Below are 16,665 nucleotides of genomic sequence, written 5' to 3'. Positions count from 1 at the left end.
CTCATGATAGGCGGGCACTGGCCACCGCGGATCGGCCGGAAGCACGAGCTTGGCGACCGTATTGCCGCGCTCTCCGCCGGATGATGACCTCGGCCACGGCGAGGTTGATCACCCAGCCGGCGCCCATGAGCACGGCGTGCATGGTCACGTCGGGCGCGCCGAGCACGAGCGTCCACGGCAGGAACGTGAAGACCTGTGTTCCGGCACCGAGGCCGAGCGCGTAGGCACGTGTCATCCACGCGCTGTGCGTGCGCACGTCTCCCCGGCGGATCGCGAGGAACGCGATGACGATGCCGGCCGCCATGGCCGTGCCGAACACGAGGCGCATCACGAAGAGCGCCGTGCCGCTGGACGCCGGCATGTCGTAGAAGAGCGTCATCCACACTGCAGACAGGGCGGAGGCGAGGCCCGCGGGCGCCACGATTCGCCCGGCGATGCGGTGCCATCGGCGCCGGCGCAGCGACGGTACGAACTGCAGTGCGCCGAGCACGAGGAAGACGACGGACCCCACGATGTGCACGATCACCGGCACCGGCGAGTCGAAGAAGCGGGCGTTCTCGGCGGTCACGGTCGCGCCGCTCGTGAGCTCGGTGAGGCGGAACGCGCCGCCTGCGATGGGCACCAGGCTGAGCGCGATCAGGCCCGTGGGGGCGAGCCATTCGGTTCGCCGCCGCCGCTTCGCGGGCGCTGCCGGCGCAGCGGGAGTCGGGGCGGGGCCGGGTACGAGCTGGAGGTCGCGCGCAGAGTCGGTGGCGTTGCCGCGGGCGCCGGATGCATCGGTCATGCCTCGATGCTCGCGCGCGCGCCGACGCGCGGCATCGGCCGGCGGGCTCGACTTCCCTCGGCCGATCGGCCGATGCGGCGAGAGTCAGGACACGAAGCCGGCGACCCTCGTCATGACGCCCGTTGCGCGAGCAGGGTGGCGTCGTGCACGTCGATGGTCACGCCGTCGCGAACCATCGTGCGCGGGCGCTGCTCGACCACGAGCGCCTCGAAGTCGTCGGGCAGGGCGGGCAGCAGCTCTTCGGCGAGGAACATCGCCTTGCGATGACTCGTCGACAGGTGCGTGAACACCTCCGACGGCGCATGACCGACCACCAGCAGGTGCCCCCCGGGTGCGACGGCTTGCGCCAGCCGGCGGGTCACCTCGACCATCCCGCCGTCGGGTGGATGCAGGAAGTGCGTCGTGACGAGATCGTACGACCGGCTCTCGGCGGCGAACGTGCGGGCGTCGACCTGCCACCAGTCGGTGCGGTCGGCGACGCCTGCCTCGTCGGCATGCCGGGCCGCGCGGGCGAGGCCGTTGGCCGAGAAGTCGGCTCCCGTGACCTTCCACCCCTGTCGGGCGAGCCAGATCACGTCGCCGCCCTCACCGCAGCCGACGTCGAGCGCGGTGCCCGGGGTCAGCGCAGAGGTCTCGGCCAACAGTTGCGGATTGGGATTGCCGCTCCACACCGTCTGCTCGCCGGAGTAGCGCTCCTCCCAACTCGAGGGCTCGAACAGCTCTGCCGCCTCGGCCTCGGTGGGCTCGTGCTCGTGTCGACTCATCGATGTACTTCCTTCCGCTGTTGACCGAGCGTACGGACCTGACCCGCGGATGGCACACCGGTTTGCCATTTCGGCAAGGCCGCGCCGCGCCGCCGCACCGCGCCCGCGCAATCGGTCACCCGGCCAGCTCGAGCCGCTCGCCATGGAACCGCTCGCGCATCAGCCGGTCGTGGGAGACGAGCACCACCGCACCCCTGAACTCCTCGAGCGCCCGCTCGAGATCCTCGACGAGATCGGGGGAGAGGTGGTTGGTCGGCTCGTCGAGCAACAGCAGCTCGTGCGGCTCGCTCACGAGCAGCGCGAGTTCGAGCCGCCGCCGCTGACCGTACGAGAGCCCGTCGACCGGCACGAGGAGATCGCGCGGGTGGAACAGGCCGAGACGCATGAGCCGCCGTTCGGCGGTGCCTGCATCCTCGCGGATGCCCGCCGCATACGCCTCGAGCAGGGTGCGCCGACTCGGAGCGATCTCGCTGTGCTGGCGAAGATGGCCGACGCTGCGGGTCGCCGTCACCGCACCGGCATCCGCCCGCTGCTCACCTGCGATCACCCGGAGCAGGCTCGTCTTGCCGATGCCGTTCGGGCCGGTGACGAGCAGTCGGTCGCCCGCGACGAGTCGCAGTTCGTCGACGGATGCCCCGGCCACGCGCACCCCGACGAGCGCGAGCAGCGGGGCATCCGCCTCGTCAGGGGCATCCGACGCTCGTGGGTTCACGTCGACCGCCTCATTCGGCACGGCGGCTGCGAGCCGCTCGAGCGACGGGGTGAACGAGAGCGGCACCGGCGGTGACCCGACCGGCTCGTCGAGCAGGCGCGCCATCCGTTCCTTGGCATTGCGGATGCGTCCCATGGCGCCGTGATCGCGGCCACGCGCCCGGAACGCGCCCGCGCCCATGCCCGCCTTGTCGAGCTTGCGGGGGATCGCATCGAGTCGCACGGCGTTCGCGGCGGCGAGCTCGCGATTGCGCGCGAGTTCGGACTTCCACATCTCGTACGCGAGTCGATGGCGCTCGCGTTCGTTCGCCTTCGCGATCAGGTACCCCGCATAGCCGTTGCCGTAGCGCGTGACGGATGCCGCGTCGACCTCGAGGATCACCTCGGTGAACGCTTGGAGGAAGGCGCGATCATGGGTGACCGCGACGACCGTGCCGTGATGGGCGCGGAGCCGCTCGACGAGCCACTGCCATGCGGTGTCGTCGAGGTCGTTGCTCGGCTCGTCGAGCAGCAGCAACTCGGGATTCGACGCCAACGTCGCCGCGAGGGCGACGCGTGAACGCTCCCCGCCCGACAGGGTTACCCACGGACGGGAGCGGGCGATGCCGCCGACGCCGAGCACCTCGAGCGCCGCGTCGAGTCGTGCCGGTGCGCCGTAGCCGTCGCGCGCGTCGAACCGGTCGGTCAGATCGGCGTAGCCGGCGAGTGCCGCCTCGAGAGCTGCACCGTCGAGGCGGGCGAGACCGTGCTCGGCCTCGCGCATCGCGCGTTCGAGCGCGCGCAGCTCGGCCGAGCACGCATCGATCGCGTCGCCGACAGTCGCGCCGTCGGGCAGCTCGAGCAACTGGCTGAGTGCGCCGATGCCGCCCGCGACGGCGACGGTCACCTCGCCGGCATCGGGCAGCAGTTCGCCGCTCATGAGGCGCAGCACGGTGGACTTGCCCGACCCGTTGTCGCCGATGATGCCGACGCGTTCGCCGGAACGCACCGCCAGGTCGACACGGTCGAGCACGATGCGGTCGCCGAATCGCTTCGTCGCGGCGCGGAGTGAGAGTTGGCTCGGGTACATGTGGAACTCCGTTTCCCGGCCTGTTCAGTGCACGTGCGCTCGGTCGCATGCACGCGCCGCAATGCGGCGGAGGCGACGGAGCGTCGACGGCTCAGGCCGAATGATCAGTGGTCGAACGCGCGGGATTCAGCGCAATGCTGAGATCAGCGCGGTTGTGATCAACGCGGTTGTGATCACGCAGAGGCCGTGGAGCATTGCTCGACACGGCTCGCCACTAGGAGTAAATCAGAGTACCCATCGGATCGACCGTAGCAGAACTCGCCGGCGCGCGCCGACCGCGCTCGGCTCTCCCCACCCGGCGACCGTGTTCGGTTGGCTCCTCTGTGGGTGGGTTGTGCCACCGATACTGGCGTTCGTCCCGGTCGGTTTCCGTCCTCATTGAACGTGCGATCTCACATTGAACGTGAGCACACATGTGGCGACCTTGCGGGAGGCCGGATACGTGGACGTCCTCAGCGGCTCGACATCCATTGACGTTCGCAGCAAGAGCGGATTCATTGCCGCCAGTGCGGCCCATCCTCGTTCCCCACGTGCCAGTATTCGGCTATGAGATCGAACGGGAAGCTCGCATCGGCGACAGGCGTCGCACTGTTCGCCGTGCTCGCACTGGCGGGATGCATCCATTCGGGGTCCGGCTTCGCCGCCCTCGAGCGTGCCGCCGAGGAGGGTGATGTTCTCCCGACTGATCTGCCGGAGTACGCCTACGACGATCTGAACCCGGAAAGCAGCCGCCTCGTGGCCGAACACGACGGCAACACCCTCTACTTGGCGAAGGGCAAGGAAGCTGATCGTGTCTGCCTCCTCGTCTATTCGAACTCCGAGGATTGGGTGATCGGCTGTGGTGGAGGGCAGGAGTTCGGAGTCGGCGCGCAGAGCGGCAGCTACGTCGTCAGAATCGATGGGCCTGATGGAGCACCCGCGCCAGAGGGCTCGACTGAGATCGCACCGAACGTCTTCTCGAAGGAATAGCGCACAGCCGCGGCGCTGACGTCGGGGCTCCGTAGGGTGGAGCCATGCCCGCCATCACCGATGCCCGCGCCGACCTCATCGCTCTCTGCGAGCGCGGCCTCGAGTGGCATTCCGACATGCCAGAGGGGCGAGCGGATGCCGCGGCAGCGCGCCCGGCGGCGGTGCTCGTGCTGTTCGGGGTGCTCGACTCGATCCCGGCCCGCACGGCCGCGGCGGTGCCGCGAGACCTCGATGTGCTGCTGCTTCGACGTGCGGCCACCCTCAGAAGCCACGCCGGACAGATCGCCTTCCCGGGTGGCCGGCTCGACGCATCCGATGACGGACCGATCGCTGCGGCACTCCGAGAGGCCCGTGAAGAGACCGGGGTCGACCCCGACGGCATCGAGCCGCTCGGCACGCTGCCGACGATGCCGGTGCCCATCAGCAACCATCTCGTCACGCCGGTGCCGGCGTGGTGGACCCGCCCGTCCGAGGTGGCGGCAGTCGATCACGACGAGTCGGTCGACGTGTTCCGCGTGCCCGTCGGCGAGTTGCTCGACCCGGCGAATCGGGCGAACACGCAGTTCACGCTCGATTCGCGCACCTACCGCTCGCCGGCGTTCACCGTCGGAGGCCGCCTCATCTGGGGCTTCACCGCCCTGGTGCTCGCCCGCATGTTCGACGAGCTCGGCTGGTCGGAGCCGTGGGACACCGAACGCACCGTGGAGCCCGACAACCTGAGCCGGTGAGGCGCTGCGTCGCAGAGGCGCAGCAAGGCGAAGCACTACCCGTTCGGGTTCGTCGCGGCGCCGTCGAGCCAGAGGGTGTCGGTGACATCGCGGTGCACACCGTCGGTGCCGACGTGCTTCGCGGCGATCTGCGGGCCCTTCGTGATCACGTGCACGAGCGCCATCGCGTGCCCCTGCCCGAGGCTGTAGTCCGCTTTCAGCCACTCGACGATCGGCGTCGCCTTCGTGCCCGGGCCGAAGCCCCGCTCGGTTGCCAGGTCGACGAGCTGCCGGGGCGTGAGTCCGGTCTTCTTCTCGATGGTGTCGAGGTAGGCCTGGAATGACATGCGGTGCTTCCTTTCGCGGGCGGATGCCGCGTGGCATCCATTGAGTCCAGACTGCGGCTCGCGGCATCCGATCGCCATCATTTCGACGTGGATCGAAGGTCGAGTGGTCCGACGGTTTCGGGCGTTCGGCGCGAGCGCGAGCGGTGTGGCCGAGTCTCGTGTGGGCATAGGGTGAATCCGCAACATCCGGAACCGACAGCTCAGGAGCAGCCCGTGAAGACCATTCCCCTCGGTGGCGGCGACCTCACCGCACCCAACGTCGTGCTCGGACTCATGCGCATCCAGCAGAAGAGCGACGAGGCCGTGCGCGAACTCGTCAGCGCAGCCCGCGACGCCGGCATCGACTTCTTCGACCACGCCGACGTCTACGGCGATGAACTGCACGGCTGCGAGCGGCGCTTCGCCGAGGCGATGCAGCTGACTCCGACGCAGCGCGACGAGATCACCCTGCAGACCAAGGCCGGCATCGTCAAAGACGGCCCGTACTTCGACTTCTCGTACGAGCACATCATCGAGTCCGTCGACGGCTCGCTGCGCGCGCTCGACACCGACCGCATCGACGTGCTGCTGCTGCACCGCCCCGACGCGCTCGTCGAGCCCGACGAGGTCGCCCGCGCATTCGACGAGCTCGAGGCATCCGGCAAGGTGCTCGCCTTCGGCGTCTCGAACCATACCCCGCGGCAGATCGACCTGCTGAAGAAGTCGGTCGGCCAGCCGCTCGTGGCGAACCAGCTGCAGCTGTCGATCACCCACGCACCGATCATCGCCGAGGGCGTCGCCGCGAACATGCAGGGGCTCGACCAGTCGATCACCCTCGACGGCGGCGGCATCGTCGACTACTGCCGGCTCAACGACATCACCATCCAGGCGTGGTCGCCGTTCCAGGCCGGGTTCTTCACCGGCGTGTTCCTCGGCTCGTCCGAGTACCCCGAGCTGAACGCCGCGATCGACCGTCTCGCCGTGAAGTACGACGTGCCGGCGATCGCGATCGCGACCGCGTGGATCACCCGCCACCCGGCGAACATGCAGGTCGTGCTCGGCACGACGACCCCCGAGCGCGTGGCCGGCGCGGCTCAGGGGTCGGACGTGCCGCTCACGCGCGCCGAGTGGTACGAGCTGTTCCGCACCGCCGGGTACCGCGTGCCTTGACGCAGCACGTACCCGGCCGCGTCAGCCGCGGGGGTCGGTGAGCGCGCCCATCGCATCCATGAGGGTGTTGTGGATGTACTCGAGCTCAGGGCTCGTGAAGCTCGACCAGTCGTCGTCACCGCCGGACTCCGACCAGTCAGCGGCATCCGCTTCGCCCCCGCCGTTCCACGCCGGTGCCGGCACGTGCTTGTAGACCCACCAGATGTTGCCCGACGGGTCTGAGAAGCGCGACAGCGTGTCGCCGAAGAAATCGGTCGGCTTCGTGATGACGGTGCCACCGTGCTGCTCTGCGCGAGCCAGCGTCGCGTCGACGTCGTCGACGTACACGCGCGTGAACGCGGGAGTGAACGGCCAGTCGGGCTTGCGGTCGGCGACCGTCAGAGTCGAGTCGCCGAGCCGCAGCTCGGAGTGCAGAATGAGCCCGTCGGTGTCGAGAGTGCGCGCCTCGGCGACATCACTCGCGCCGAACACCTCGACGAGGAAGTCGATCAGCGCGGCCGCGCCGTCGGACATGATGAATGGGTTCACGGTGTTCGAACCCTCAGGGGCAGCTGGAATGTTGTTCACATCGGTACCTTTCGCTCACCCTCAGCATCGGCGACGTTCTCGTGCGTGCCTTGGACAATTGCGACAAGCCGCGAGCGGCGCCTGAATCGCGGCGAGCGGTCAGAGGTCAGGGCGTCTGACGGATGTCGGAGGGCCGCTCCGCCCGAAGCGCCACGAATGAGCGGGTGAGGTGCGCCTGATCGGCGAAGCCGAGCTCGGCTGCGACCTCGGTCGCCGTGTCGCCCCGGCGCAGCGCGACCTCGGCGGCCCTCGCCCGCGCGAACTGGGTGATGCGCGTCGGGCTCAACCCCGTGACCGCTTTCACCCGGCGCTGCCAGCTTCTCGTGGAGTACCCGGTGCGGTCGCCGCGCAGAGCGCGCGCCGCATGCGCATCGACCCGCACCAGACCGCGTTGCTCGAGTGTCTCGACGAAGGGTTCGAGTTCTTCGAACGCGGGAATCGGGAGCAACTCGCCCGACATCGTGAACACGCCGTCTGCACAGGGGAGTGAGACGAACCGGCCGATGAGCTGCGACTTCGGCAGCCGTGCGATGGTGACCTCGGGGTGGAGTTCGACGCCCCAATGACTCGCGCCGGCGATGCCGACGAGCATTCGGGGTTTCGGCGTCGGGCCGGCGAGTTCGGCGGTCATCGACCCGTCGGGAAGTCGCGTGAACGCGAGCCCCCAATGCTCGTTCGCCGGCTCGAGATACTCGTCGGGTTCGTCGACGTGTGCTCGCCAGATCGAGTTGATCAGTCGATGGTCGTCGCGGATGTCGAGCTCGTACATGCGGCTTCCCCCCGGAGCGTCGGCGGCGTCGGCGGCATCCGGAGTCGCACTCTGCGTTTGCTGTGGATGCTAGCGGCTCCGCAGGTCAACCGCCCGAGTAGTACGCAGCCGTCTGAGCGAGCCCGACCAGGGCGCCGAACAGCTCGGCGCCGCCGAGTGCAGCGCCGGCAGCAGCGAACCCCTTCGGTGCGGCGGCGCCGACGATGAGGTCTAGCCGGCCCGAGTGAAGACGCCGAGCCCGTTCGGCTCCTGCCCCTCCTCGGGGAACTTGTTGAAGTAGGTCAGGGTGACTCCGGTGATCTGCTCGCCCTCGCGAACGAAGACCGCCGAGGAGAGTGAACCGGGGAGCGCATTCTCACCGGTCGGCACGAAGGACAGCGTGTCGCCATCCCACGGTTCGATCTCGAACGTGTAGCCGCCCTCGGGGCCGAGCGCCCCGGTGAGAGTGCCGTTCTCCTCGGTCACGACGAAGTTGCCGAAGTAGGGGCTCGTGTACGTGCCGACGTAGTCGCCGGCCGGACCCGCTGCCGCGGCACCTGTGGGGGGCTCCTCGTCGACGAGGTCGCCCGCCGGGTCGGCGAAGCGCGCGAACCTGCCAGACCACAGGTCCAACCAGGGTCGCGTCTCCTCACCGAACTGAACGAGGTCGAGGAACTCCGAAACGATCGCTTCCGGGACTCCCGCCGGCGCTCCGTTCGTGAGCACGACGATCCCGAGGTTCAGATCGGGGATCATTGTGGCGTTGGTGGCGGCACCCCACCCGAACGCGCCGGAGTGATTGATGTTGACGCGGCCGGTCACGGTGGCACCGACGTTCGTTCCGAAGCCGTAAAGCGACGTGCGCGATACCAGGTTCTTGGCATCGCCGCCGGTGATCGAATGGGCGGAATAGGTCTTTGCGAGCACGAGCGGGTCGATGAACTCCGCGCCGTCGACCTCACCGTCAGCCAGCACCATATTCATCCACTTCGCGATGTCGCCGGCGGTGGAGGCGACACCGCCGGCAGGAGCCTCGGCATCAGCATCCCGGTCGAACAGCTGCTCATACTCACCTTCGCCGGTGCGCGCGTGCATCGCCGCGCGATCATCTGCGGCGAGGTATTCGTCGTGGAGGGTGGTCGTCGAAGTCATGCCGAGCGGCTCGAACAGCAGTTCGTGCGCGGTCTCCGGCCACGTCTGCCCGCGCGACGCCGCGACCGCCTCGGCGCCCACCGTCAGCCCGAAGTTGGAGTACTGGTACGTGTCGCGGAACGACGCCAGAGGAATCTGGTTCATGTGGGCCATGATGTAGTCGGCGTCGAAGCCGATGTCCTCGAGTTCATCGCCGCCGCCGGTCGGAAGGCCGGTGCGATGCGAGAAGAAGTCGGCGATCTTTGCATGCTCGGTCACGTACGGATCGTTCAGCGCGAAGTCGGGGAGGTATTCGACGACCGGATCCTCCCAGGACAGATCGGCGTCTTCGGTGATCGCTCTGGCCACAACGCTCGACGAGAGGGGCTTGGACAAGGACGCGATCTGAAACACGGTGTCGACGTCGACGGGCTCCTCCGTCGTCACGTCCCGCACACCGTATCCCTCTTCGAACACGACCTCACCGTTCGAGACGACCGCGGCTGCCGCGCCGGGCACTCCGGTCTGCTCGAGCGCCTTCTCGATGAACTCGGGAAGCGCATCGACGGCAGCGGCCACTGCCGTATCGCGATCCGTGTAAAGATCGACGGCGTCTTGGCTGGGGTCTTCGCCGAGTGCGACGGCGGGCCCGCTCGAGGACGCCTGTTCCGTCGTCCCCGCGGTGCACGCCGTGATTCCCAGCGTGAGTGCTGCCACCGTCGAAACGGCGATAACGCGTGCGATGCCCTTGTTCGTGCTGCTCATGCCGTTCATATCGCTGCCCCCGATGACATATCTGATAGCGGACCCATGGCTTCCTACGCGGACGCATACGAAGCCAAGGACCCCGGTCCCCCTCAAATCAGTGTGTATGGACAGAAGCGGACAAAACAACCTCCGCTTCCGGCCACAGCCTCTAGAGGGCGTCCGGAATCGGCCACATGCGTCATGATGGTGTCCACACGCGCTCCGGAGGTGGACATGGAAGACAGGGCACTGCTCGAACTGATCTACCGCAGCCGCCCCGAGACGGTGGCGGAGCTCGCCACCATCGCGCACGCGGATGGGGGCGAGGCCGCCGACGCCGTTGCGCGTCTCGCGCGGGGTGGTGCGATCTCGGTGCGCGATGGCACGATCGCGTACGCGACGCCGGCGATGTGGACGGCCGACCTCGTCGAACGCGAAGTGCGTGCGATGCGGCAGACGGCGGACGAGGCTGCCTCGCGAATCGAGGCGCTCGTTGCAGACCTACCGGGTCTGCTGCGTCACTGGGCTGTAGGCGAGGCATCCAGTGATCTCGTTCCCGTTTTCGTGCGACACGGGCCACAGGCAGCAGAAGACCTCTGGTATGACATCGCGCGGGAGCAGAGCGAGACCGCCTGGTCAGTGCTTCCCGATCTCGGACGCTACTTGCAGACCGATCCCGCGCGCGCCAGCCGTTTCGCGGAGATGTTCGCCGGCAAGCGGTCTGTGCGAGCCCTTCTCCCGCGTTCGATGGCAGAGGACGCCCGGCTCGTGGCGATCGCCGAGCGCTACGCGGCCGTCGGGGTGGAGTTCCGCCTTCTCGACGACCTTCCGAGTTGGTTCTGGATCGACGGCGATGTGCTCGCATTGCCGATCGAATGGGGCGAGGGGTGGCCGTCCAGCGTGGTCGGTGTCCGTAGCGCGTCCCTCGCCGAGCTGGGCCGAAGCCTGTTCCGCGAGCTCTGGCGTCGCGGCGAGCCGATCGGTGGTGTGGAGCAGCCGTGGGCGCCGCTTCTTGTGCTGATGAAGCAGGGCGTCACTCTCGACGCGGCATCTCGCAGGCTCGGGATCAACCCGCGAACCGGTCGGCGTCGCATTGCGGCGGCGATGGAGCAGTACGGTGTGTCGACATTGTTCGCCTTGGGTGTGGCGTGGGCCGCGGACGGGAAGCCCACCGCACGCTGAGCGGTTGTGTCTGATGGCCGACGTCTCTGGGTGTCACGGTCCGACAACATTCTGCGGACCGCGGTCGTCAGGCTCATAACCTCATTGGATGCGACTGCTGAAGGTGAGCGATCCGCAACCGGGCTGATGGCCGTCAGTCGTTGGTTTCGGTTACCCCTCCGGTCGGGACGTCCGCAAGGCCCCTTAGAGAGAAGGAGAGCGCTGAGGAGCACCAGGGCGCAGATCCGCACATTCCGCGACGAGTGACGGATTCCACTTGCATCACGAGGATGTCGTGGAATTCGCCACCTTCGCGTGCATCGAAGCATCCGCTCGGTATATGACAGTGGGCGCAAGCCGGTGGGTGCTGCCAGAGTTGCCGTATGCGTCGAATCGGAGCGATCTTCCAGCCAGCCTTCCCTCCTGAGCAGTTCCGACCCGCGGTCGAGGCGGCTGAAGCGGGGGGCGTGCCCGAACTCTGGCTCTGGGAGGACTGCTTCCAGCAGTCCTCCTTCGCCACCGCCGCCGCGGCCCTCGCGTGGACCGAGCACCTGCGGGTAGGCATCGGTGTCGCACCGATGCCCCTGCGCAACGCCGCGATCACCGCCATGGAGATCGCGACGATCGAGCGCATGTTCCCGGGCCGCCTGCTGCCGGGCGTCGGCCATGGAGTGCAGCGATGGATGGCGCAGACGGGCAGCCGTGTCGCATCGCCGCTGACGCTCATGCGCGAGTATGTTCCGGCGTTGCGGCAGCTGCTCGCCGGCGATGAGGTTACGACCGACGGGCGATACCTGAAGCTCGATCGAGTGAAGCTCGACTGGCCGCCGGCGACGGCGCCGCTCGTCTACGCGGCTGGTGAAGGCCCCAAGACGCTGCAGCTCACCGGTGAGGTGGCCGATGGCACAGTGCTCACCGGCGGCACGACGGTCGAACGCGCCGCAGAAGCCGTGGCGACGATCGCGACCGGGCGCAGCGTCGCGGGGCGCGCGGGGCGCAATGAGGTGGTCGTCTACCTGATGGCCGCGTTCGGCGGCAAGGAGGCCGACGAGCGGGTTGCACGAGAACTCACGCAGTGGAACATGCCCGACGACCAGCGCCTGGCCGCCGTCGGCGATGCGTCCGCCGTCGCCGAGGCCGCCGAGCAGTTCTTCGCGGCCGGTGTCGACTCGGTCGTGCTGCAACCCACCTCAGACGAGCCCGACCTCGGGGTGTTCATGCGACACGTCGGCGAGGTCGCCCGTCAGCTCGCGCCGTAGCGGCGCATCCGCCCGGCCCAATATGCTGACGGCCATGGCCGCCGTCTTTCCCGTCATCGTGGTCGCCGCGATGGTGTTCGCACTGATCGACATCATCATGCGCGACGAGTCCCAAGTGCGGCATCTGCCGAAGTTCGGATGGATCCTGCTCGTCGTGCTGCTGCCGCTCATCGGCACGCTGCTGTGGTTCGTGCTGGGTCGCGAATACGGCGGCTCGTCGGCCACCGACGGCATCGGCTCGCTCATGGCGCAGCGACCGCAGCAGGGCTACCGTGGCCCCGTGCCGCAGGTGGGTTCCACCGAGCAGCAGCTCGCCGACCTCGACCGCGAGATCGAGTACTACGAGCGCCGAGCCGAACTCGAACGACTGAAGCGGGAAGTCGACGGCGACCCCGCGAGCTGACGCCCGCGCGCGGCATCCGACCGCTTCGGCAGCACCTCAGCCGATGACGCTCACACGAACCTGGGTGAGGTCGCCCACTCGCTGGGATCATGCCCCGGAGACGACGCCCCGCTGATCTGCGTGGCCGGGTGGCCGATGCACTGCGCCGGCACCATCCGAGCGCCCCTACCGCGGTACGGGTCGAGATGGCTCCCCAGAGGGATGCGATGAGCGCGATGCCGTTCGTAGGGTCGCCGCATGAACACACCAACCAGCGTGAAAGTCTCATCGACAGCATGGTTCGCGGCGGTCGCCGCCGGAGTCATCGAATCCGTGCTCGCCGTCAGCGAGATCGCCGGGCAGGGAGGGCTGGACGCAGGAGCCTGGCTCAGTCTCGGCTTCCGCGTCGTCGTGTACGTAGTCGCCATCGTCATGATCACCCGTCTGCTCCGCGGAAGCCGCGCCGCCCGCATCGGGCTGACCGTGCTTCTGAGCGTCATCGGACTCGCATCTCTCGTCGTTCCCGCCGCGCTCGCGCTCGCAGACGGTCAGACCGTACTCGAGGCCTTCGGGAGCGGAGGGCCGCTCGGAGGCGTCTTCCTCGTCGTTCGGATCGCGCACATCCTGCTTGTCATCGTTGCAACTGCAGCCATGTTCAGCCCGTCGGCCAGCGCGTACCTGGCGAGCACGAATCGGGCGCGGAAGCCTCGCGAGATGAGCACCTCGACTTCGGGCTCGTGACTCGTTCGGCTGCGGGTATGTCGGTCGTCGGTGGGAGACTGCCGGTGTGCTGCTCGACGAACTCGTGCTGACTGCCGACACCGTTGCGTCCACCCGCTCGCGCCTCGCGAAGGTCGACGCACTGGCCGAACTGCTGCGCCGGCTCGAACCCGACGAGATCGCGCCCGCGGTCGGCTTTCTGGTGGGCAAGCCCAGGCAGGGGCGCGTCGGCATCGGATGGCGCGGGGTGGCCGCGGCGACCGGCGAACCCGCTGCCGAGCCGACGATCACCATCGGCGAGCTCGATGCGATGCTCGAACGCCTCGCCGCGGCATCCGGTGCCGGCTCAGCGGGTGAACGAGCGAGGCAGCTCCGAGAGCTGACCTCGCAAGCCACCGAACGCGAGCAGGCATTCATCGGCCGCGTGCTGCTCGGCGAAGTGCGCACCGGGGCCCTCGAGGGCGTGGTCACCGACGCCATCGCACGCGCCGCCGACCGGCAGGGCGAGATGGTGCGCCGCGCCGCCATGCTCTCGGGCGATCTCGGCGAGACCGCGCGGCTGGCGCTCACCGGCACCGAGGCCGAACTCGAAGCCGTCGGGCTCGTCGTCGGGCGGCCTGTGCTGCCGATGCTCGCGGCGACCGCGTCGAGTGCGGCGGCCGCCCTCGAGACCACCGGCGAGGCATCCGTCGAGTTCAAGCTCGACGGCGCACGCATCCAGGTACATCGTGCTGGTGACGACGTGCGCGTCTTCACCCGCAACCTGGCCGACGTGACGCATCGCCTGCCCGAAGTCGTCGATGTCGTGCGAAGCCTGCCGGTGCGCGACGTCATCCTCGACGGAGAAACGCTCTCACTCGACGAAGACGGCGTGCCACGGCCGTTCCAAGAGACGATGTCGCGGTTCGGTGCGGATGCCGCGCGCGACACCCTGCTGCATCCGTGGTTCTTCGATGTGTTGCATGTGGACGGGCGCGACCTGCTCGACGAACCCCTCTCGACGCGGCTCGCCGAACTCGATCGCATCGCTCCCGGGCACCGCATACAGGGCGAGGTGACCGCCGACCCCGAGGTCGCCGAGCGCGTGTCACGCGAGGCGCTCGCCGCGGGGCAAGAGGGCGTGGTCGTCAAGGCGATCGGCTCGCCGTACGCGGCGGGTCGGCGCGGGTCGAGCTGGATCAAGGTGAAGCCCGTGCACACCTACGACCTCGTGGTGCTCGCGTGCGAGTGGGGCTCGGGGCGGCGCACCGGATGGCTCTCGAACCTGCACCTCGGCGCGCTCGATGCGGTCGGCGAGTTCGGCGAGCCCGGCGGGTTCGTCATGGTCGGCAAGACGTTCAAGGGACTCACCGATGAACTGTTGCGGTGGCAGACCGAGCGGTTCCCGCAGATCGAGACCCGACGCACCGAGCACACCGTGTGGGTCGAGCCGACCATCGTCGTCGAGATCGCGATCGACGGGGTGCAGCGCTCGAGTCGCTACCCCGGCGGCATCGCCTTGCGCTTCGCGCGCGTCAAGCGGTACCGAGACGACAAGTCAGCGGCCGAGGCCGACACCATCCAGACGCTGCGGGGGCTGCTCCGCGGGTAGGAGCCGTTCGAGGCCGTCGAGAATGATGTCGAGCCCGAATTCGAACTCGAACTGATCGTCGCACCAGCCGAGGGTGGAGTCGGGATCGACGTGGCGCACGACCGCGAGCATCGCGGCGAGATGCGGTACATGTGCTGACATCTGTTCCATCGCGGTCGCATCGGCCGACTCGTCGTCGGGTTCGCCGAGCTCTTGCGAGAAGCCGAACATGCGGCTTCCGAGGGCGTGCATCGCGTGATGGATGAGGTCGTACGACAACCCGCCCGCGCGGAGCGTGCCGACGACGGAGTCGACGTAGCGCGCGGTGGTGAGGCCGAGATCGGTACGCGAGTCCAAGATCCCGGGGGCCCACGGATGCCGCAGCATCACGGTGCGCGCGGCGAGGATGCGGGCGCGCAGGCTCGACTTCCACTCGGCATCGGTCTCGGGTACCGCGAATCCGCCGGCCGCCTGCTCGACCTCGGCGAAGACGAGGTCGATGGTTCCGTCGAGGATCGCCCCTTTGTTGGGCACGTGGTAGTAGAGCGACATCGGCTCGACGCCGAGTCGCTCCGCGATGCGGCGGATCGTGAGGGCGTCGATGCCGGAGGCGTCGGCAAGGTCGACCGCCGACTGCAGTACGCGATCGCGCGTCAACGGTGGGCGACGCTCGGCGCTTCGTTCGGTCGTCGATGACATGTGCTCGCCCTCCCTTCTGACCACGGTACAAGTCTGCTGACAATTCGAGGCCGCAGCTCTCGACATTCACCCGGATCCACGCTACCTTACGTTGTAAGTCGTACAACGTAAGGTAGGAGACTGAGATGAGCAGCACAGCTGTGGTGAACGGCACCCGTATGCGGGCTGCAGTAGCCGGCCGCTTCGGCGGCCCAGAGGTCATGCGAGTGGAGATGGTTCCGAAGCCCGCACCGAGGCGCGACGAGGTGCTCATCAGGGTGCACGCCAGCACCGTGAGCATCGCCGACCATCGCACCCGCAGTCGCGACCTGCCGAAGGGCCTCGGGTTCTACGGACCCATCGCCATCGGCGTGTTCCGGCCGCGCAAGCCGGTGCTCGGCATGGATGTCGCGGGCGTCGTGGAGTCCGTCGGCGCCGAAGTCACGCGGCTCGCCACCGGCGACGAGGTCGTCGCGATGCTCGGCGGGCAGTTCGGCGGGCACGCCGAGTACGTCTGCGTCTCCGAGCGGAAGGCGGTGACGCGCAAGCCCGCGAACCTGAGTATGGAAGACGCGGTGACCCTCGTCTTCGGCGGTCACACGGCGCTCGCGTTCCTGAACCGCGCCGGAGTGGGCGAGGGCGACGAGGTGCTCGTGAACGGGGCATCCGGAGCGGTCGGCACGGCGGTCGTGCAGCTCGCGAAACTGCGTGGCGCCACGGTCACCGGCGTGTGCAGCGGTGGCAACGCCGAGCTCGTGCGATCGCTCGGGGCCGACCGTGTCATCGACTACCGCGTCGAGGACTTCGCCGACGATGGCACGGTCTATGACGCGATCGTCGACTGCGTCGGCAACGCGTCGTTCGCGCGCGTCGAACGCTCGATCAAGCCCGGCGGGGCGCTGCTCATGGTCGTCAGCGACCTCGCCGGCATGCTCGGCGCCGCGCGCAACAGCCGAAGGAGCGGAAAGACCGTGACGGCGACGGGCGCGCACGTCTCGGCCGATCACCTCGCGACCATCGTGCAGCTCGCCGATGCCGGGCGCTATCGGCCCGTCGTCGATCGCACGTACGACCTCGACGACATCGTCGAAGCGCATCGCTACGTCGACACCGGGCGCAAACGCGGCAACGTGGTGCTGCGCATCGCGTAGCCCGCGCTGCACGCTGCGACAGCGAACTCCAGGGATCGGTGCTGAGGCATC

At 68.4% G+C, this 16,665-nt stretch carries 17 protein-coding genes; 9 read left to right on the top strand and 8 right to left on the bottom strand.

The features are described 5' to 3' along the window. Position 1: 1 nt before the first annotated feature. From AC1C2R_RS03400 to AC1C2R_RS03390, 3 genes are all read right to left on the bottom strand, one after another. On the bottom strand, positions 2-784 hold the full coding sequence (locus AC1C2R_RS03400) for a DUF2306 domain-containing protein (RefSeq protein ID WP_495378953.1): 783 nt from the start codon (positions 782-784) through the stop codon (positions 2-4). 110 nt (positions 785-894) lie between these two features. Beyond that, a complete protein-coding gene (locus AC1C2R_RS03395; protein WP_495378952.1) occupies positions 895-1,548 on the bottom strand; it encodes a class I SAM-dependent methyltransferase in 654 nt (217 codons plus the stop codon). A gap of 115 nt (positions 1,549-1,663) precedes the next feature. Next, on the bottom strand, positions 1,664-3,328 hold the full coding sequence (locus AC1C2R_RS03390; protein ID WP_495378951.1) for an ABC-F family ATP-binding cassette domain-containing protein: 1,665 nt from the start codon (positions 3,326-3,328) through the stop codon (positions 1,664-1,666). 546 nt (positions 3,329-3,874) lie between these two features. Here AC1C2R_RS03390 and AC1C2R_RS03385 point away from each other — a divergent pair. Together AC1C2R_RS03385 and AC1C2R_RS03380 are read left to right on the top strand one after the other, a co-directional pair. Then, on the top strand, positions 3,875-4,297 hold the full coding sequence (locus AC1C2R_RS03385; protein WP_495378950.1) for a hypothetical protein: 423 nt from the start codon (positions 3,875-3,877) through the stop codon (positions 4,295-4,297). Positions 4,298-4,341: 44 nt separating this feature from the next. Next, on the top strand, positions 4,342-5,025 hold the full coding sequence (locus tag AC1C2R_RS03380; protein ID WP_495378949.1) for an NUDIX hydrolase: 684 nt from the start codon (positions 4,342-4,344) through the stop codon (positions 5,023-5,025). A gap of 35 nt (positions 5,026-5,060) precedes the next feature. Here the strand turns inward: AC1C2R_RS03380 and AC1C2R_RS03375 are convergent, their stop codons facing one another. Continuing rightward, entirely contained in the window at positions 5,061-5,351 is a 291-nt protein-coding gene (locus AC1C2R_RS03375; protein ID WP_495351132.1) for a DUF4287 domain-containing protein, read from the bottom strand. Positions 5,352-5,564: 213 nt separating this feature from the next. On the opposite strand from AC1C2R_RS03375, the gene AC1C2R_RS03370 reads away from it, so the two are divergent. Beyond that, positions 5,565-6,500 (top strand): aldo/keto reductase, encoded by a 936-nt coding sequence (locus AC1C2R_RS03370; RefSeq protein WP_495378948.1) that lies wholly within the window; start codon positions 5,565-5,567, stop codon positions 6,498-6,500. 21 nt (positions 6,501-6,521) lie between these two features. Here the strand turns inward: AC1C2R_RS03370 and AC1C2R_RS03365 are convergent, their stop codons facing one another. The 3 genes from AC1C2R_RS03365 to AC1C2R_RS03355 all read right to left on the bottom strand — a co-directional run bounded on the left by AC1C2R_RS03365 (position 6,522) and on the right by AC1C2R_RS03355 (position 9,711). After that, on the bottom strand, positions 6,522-7,067 hold the full coding sequence (locus AC1C2R_RS03365) for a VOC family protein (RefSeq protein ID WP_495378947.1): 546 nt from the start codon (positions 7,065-7,067) through the stop codon (positions 6,522-6,524). Positions 7,068-7,173: 106 nt separating this feature from the next. After that, positions 7,174-7,836 (bottom strand): AraC family transcriptional regulator, encoded by a 663-nt coding sequence (locus AC1C2R_RS03360; RefSeq protein WP_495378946.1) that lies wholly within the window; start codon positions 7,834-7,836, stop codon positions 7,174-7,176. 210 nt (positions 7,837-8,046) lie between these two features. Continuing rightward, positions 8,047-9,711 (bottom strand): serine hydrolase, encoded by a 1,665-nt coding sequence (locus tag AC1C2R_RS03355; RefSeq protein WP_495378945.1) that lies wholly within the window; start codon positions 9,709-9,711, stop codon positions 8,047-8,049. Between the two features lie 45 nt (positions 9,712-9,756). On the opposite strand from AC1C2R_RS03355, the gene AC1C2R_RS03350 reads away from it, so the two are divergent. The 5 genes from AC1C2R_RS03350 (at position 9,757) to AC1C2R_RS03330 (ending at position 14,806) form a co-directional block, all read left to right on the top strand. After that, positions 9,757-10,875: a hypothetical protein gene (locus tag AC1C2R_RS03350; RefSeq protein WP_495378944.1), complete on the top strand. Its 1,119-nt coding sequence runs from the start codon at positions 9,757-9,759 to the stop codon at positions 10,873-10,875. Between the two features lie 362 nt (positions 10,876-11,237). Further along, positions 11,238-12,113 (top strand): LLM class flavin-dependent oxidoreductase, encoded by an 876-nt coding sequence (locus AC1C2R_RS03345; RefSeq protein ID WP_495378943.1) that lies wholly within the window; start codon positions 11,238-11,240, stop codon positions 12,111-12,113. A 34-nt stretch (positions 12,114-12,147) separates the two neighbouring features. Continuing rightward, on the top strand, positions 12,148-12,516 hold the full coding sequence (locus AC1C2R_RS03340) for a PLDc N-terminal domain-containing protein (RefSeq protein WP_495351125.1): 369 nt from the start codon (positions 12,148-12,150) through the stop codon (positions 12,514-12,516). A gap of 237 nt (positions 12,517-12,753) precedes the next feature. Beyond that, positions 12,754-13,236: a hypothetical protein gene (locus AC1C2R_RS03335; protein ID WP_495378942.1), complete on the top strand. Its 483-nt coding sequence runs from the start codon at positions 12,754-12,756 to the stop codon at positions 13,234-13,236. 46 nt (positions 13,237-13,282) lie between these two features. Beyond that, positions 13,283-14,806 (top strand): ATP-dependent DNA ligase, encoded by a 1,524-nt coding sequence (locus AC1C2R_RS03330; protein ID WP_495378941.1) that lies wholly within the window; start codon positions 13,283-13,285, stop codon positions 14,804-14,806. Here the strand turns inward: AC1C2R_RS03330 and AC1C2R_RS03325 are convergent. After that, complete coding sequence (locus AC1C2R_RS03325; RefSeq protein WP_495378940.1) at positions 14,753-15,484, bottom strand: TetR/AcrR family transcriptional regulator; 732 nt, start codon at positions 15,482-15,484, stop codon at positions 14,753-14,755. The genes AC1C2R_RS03330 and AC1C2R_RS03325 overlap by 54 nt on opposite strands. 125 nt (positions 15,485-15,609) lie before the next feature. Between AC1C2R_RS03325 and AC1C2R_RS03320 the strand changes: the two genes are divergently transcribed. Continuing rightward, entirely contained in the window at positions 15,610-16,614 is a 1,005-nt protein-coding gene (locus AC1C2R_RS03320; RefSeq protein WP_495378939.1) for an NAD(P)-dependent alcohol dehydrogenase, read from the top strand. Positions 16,615-16,665: the final 51 nt, after the last annotated feature.

The organism is Agromyces sp. Y182 (assembly GCF_059445385.1).
This window is presented reverse-complemented; position numbering and strand designations above follow the sequence as displayed.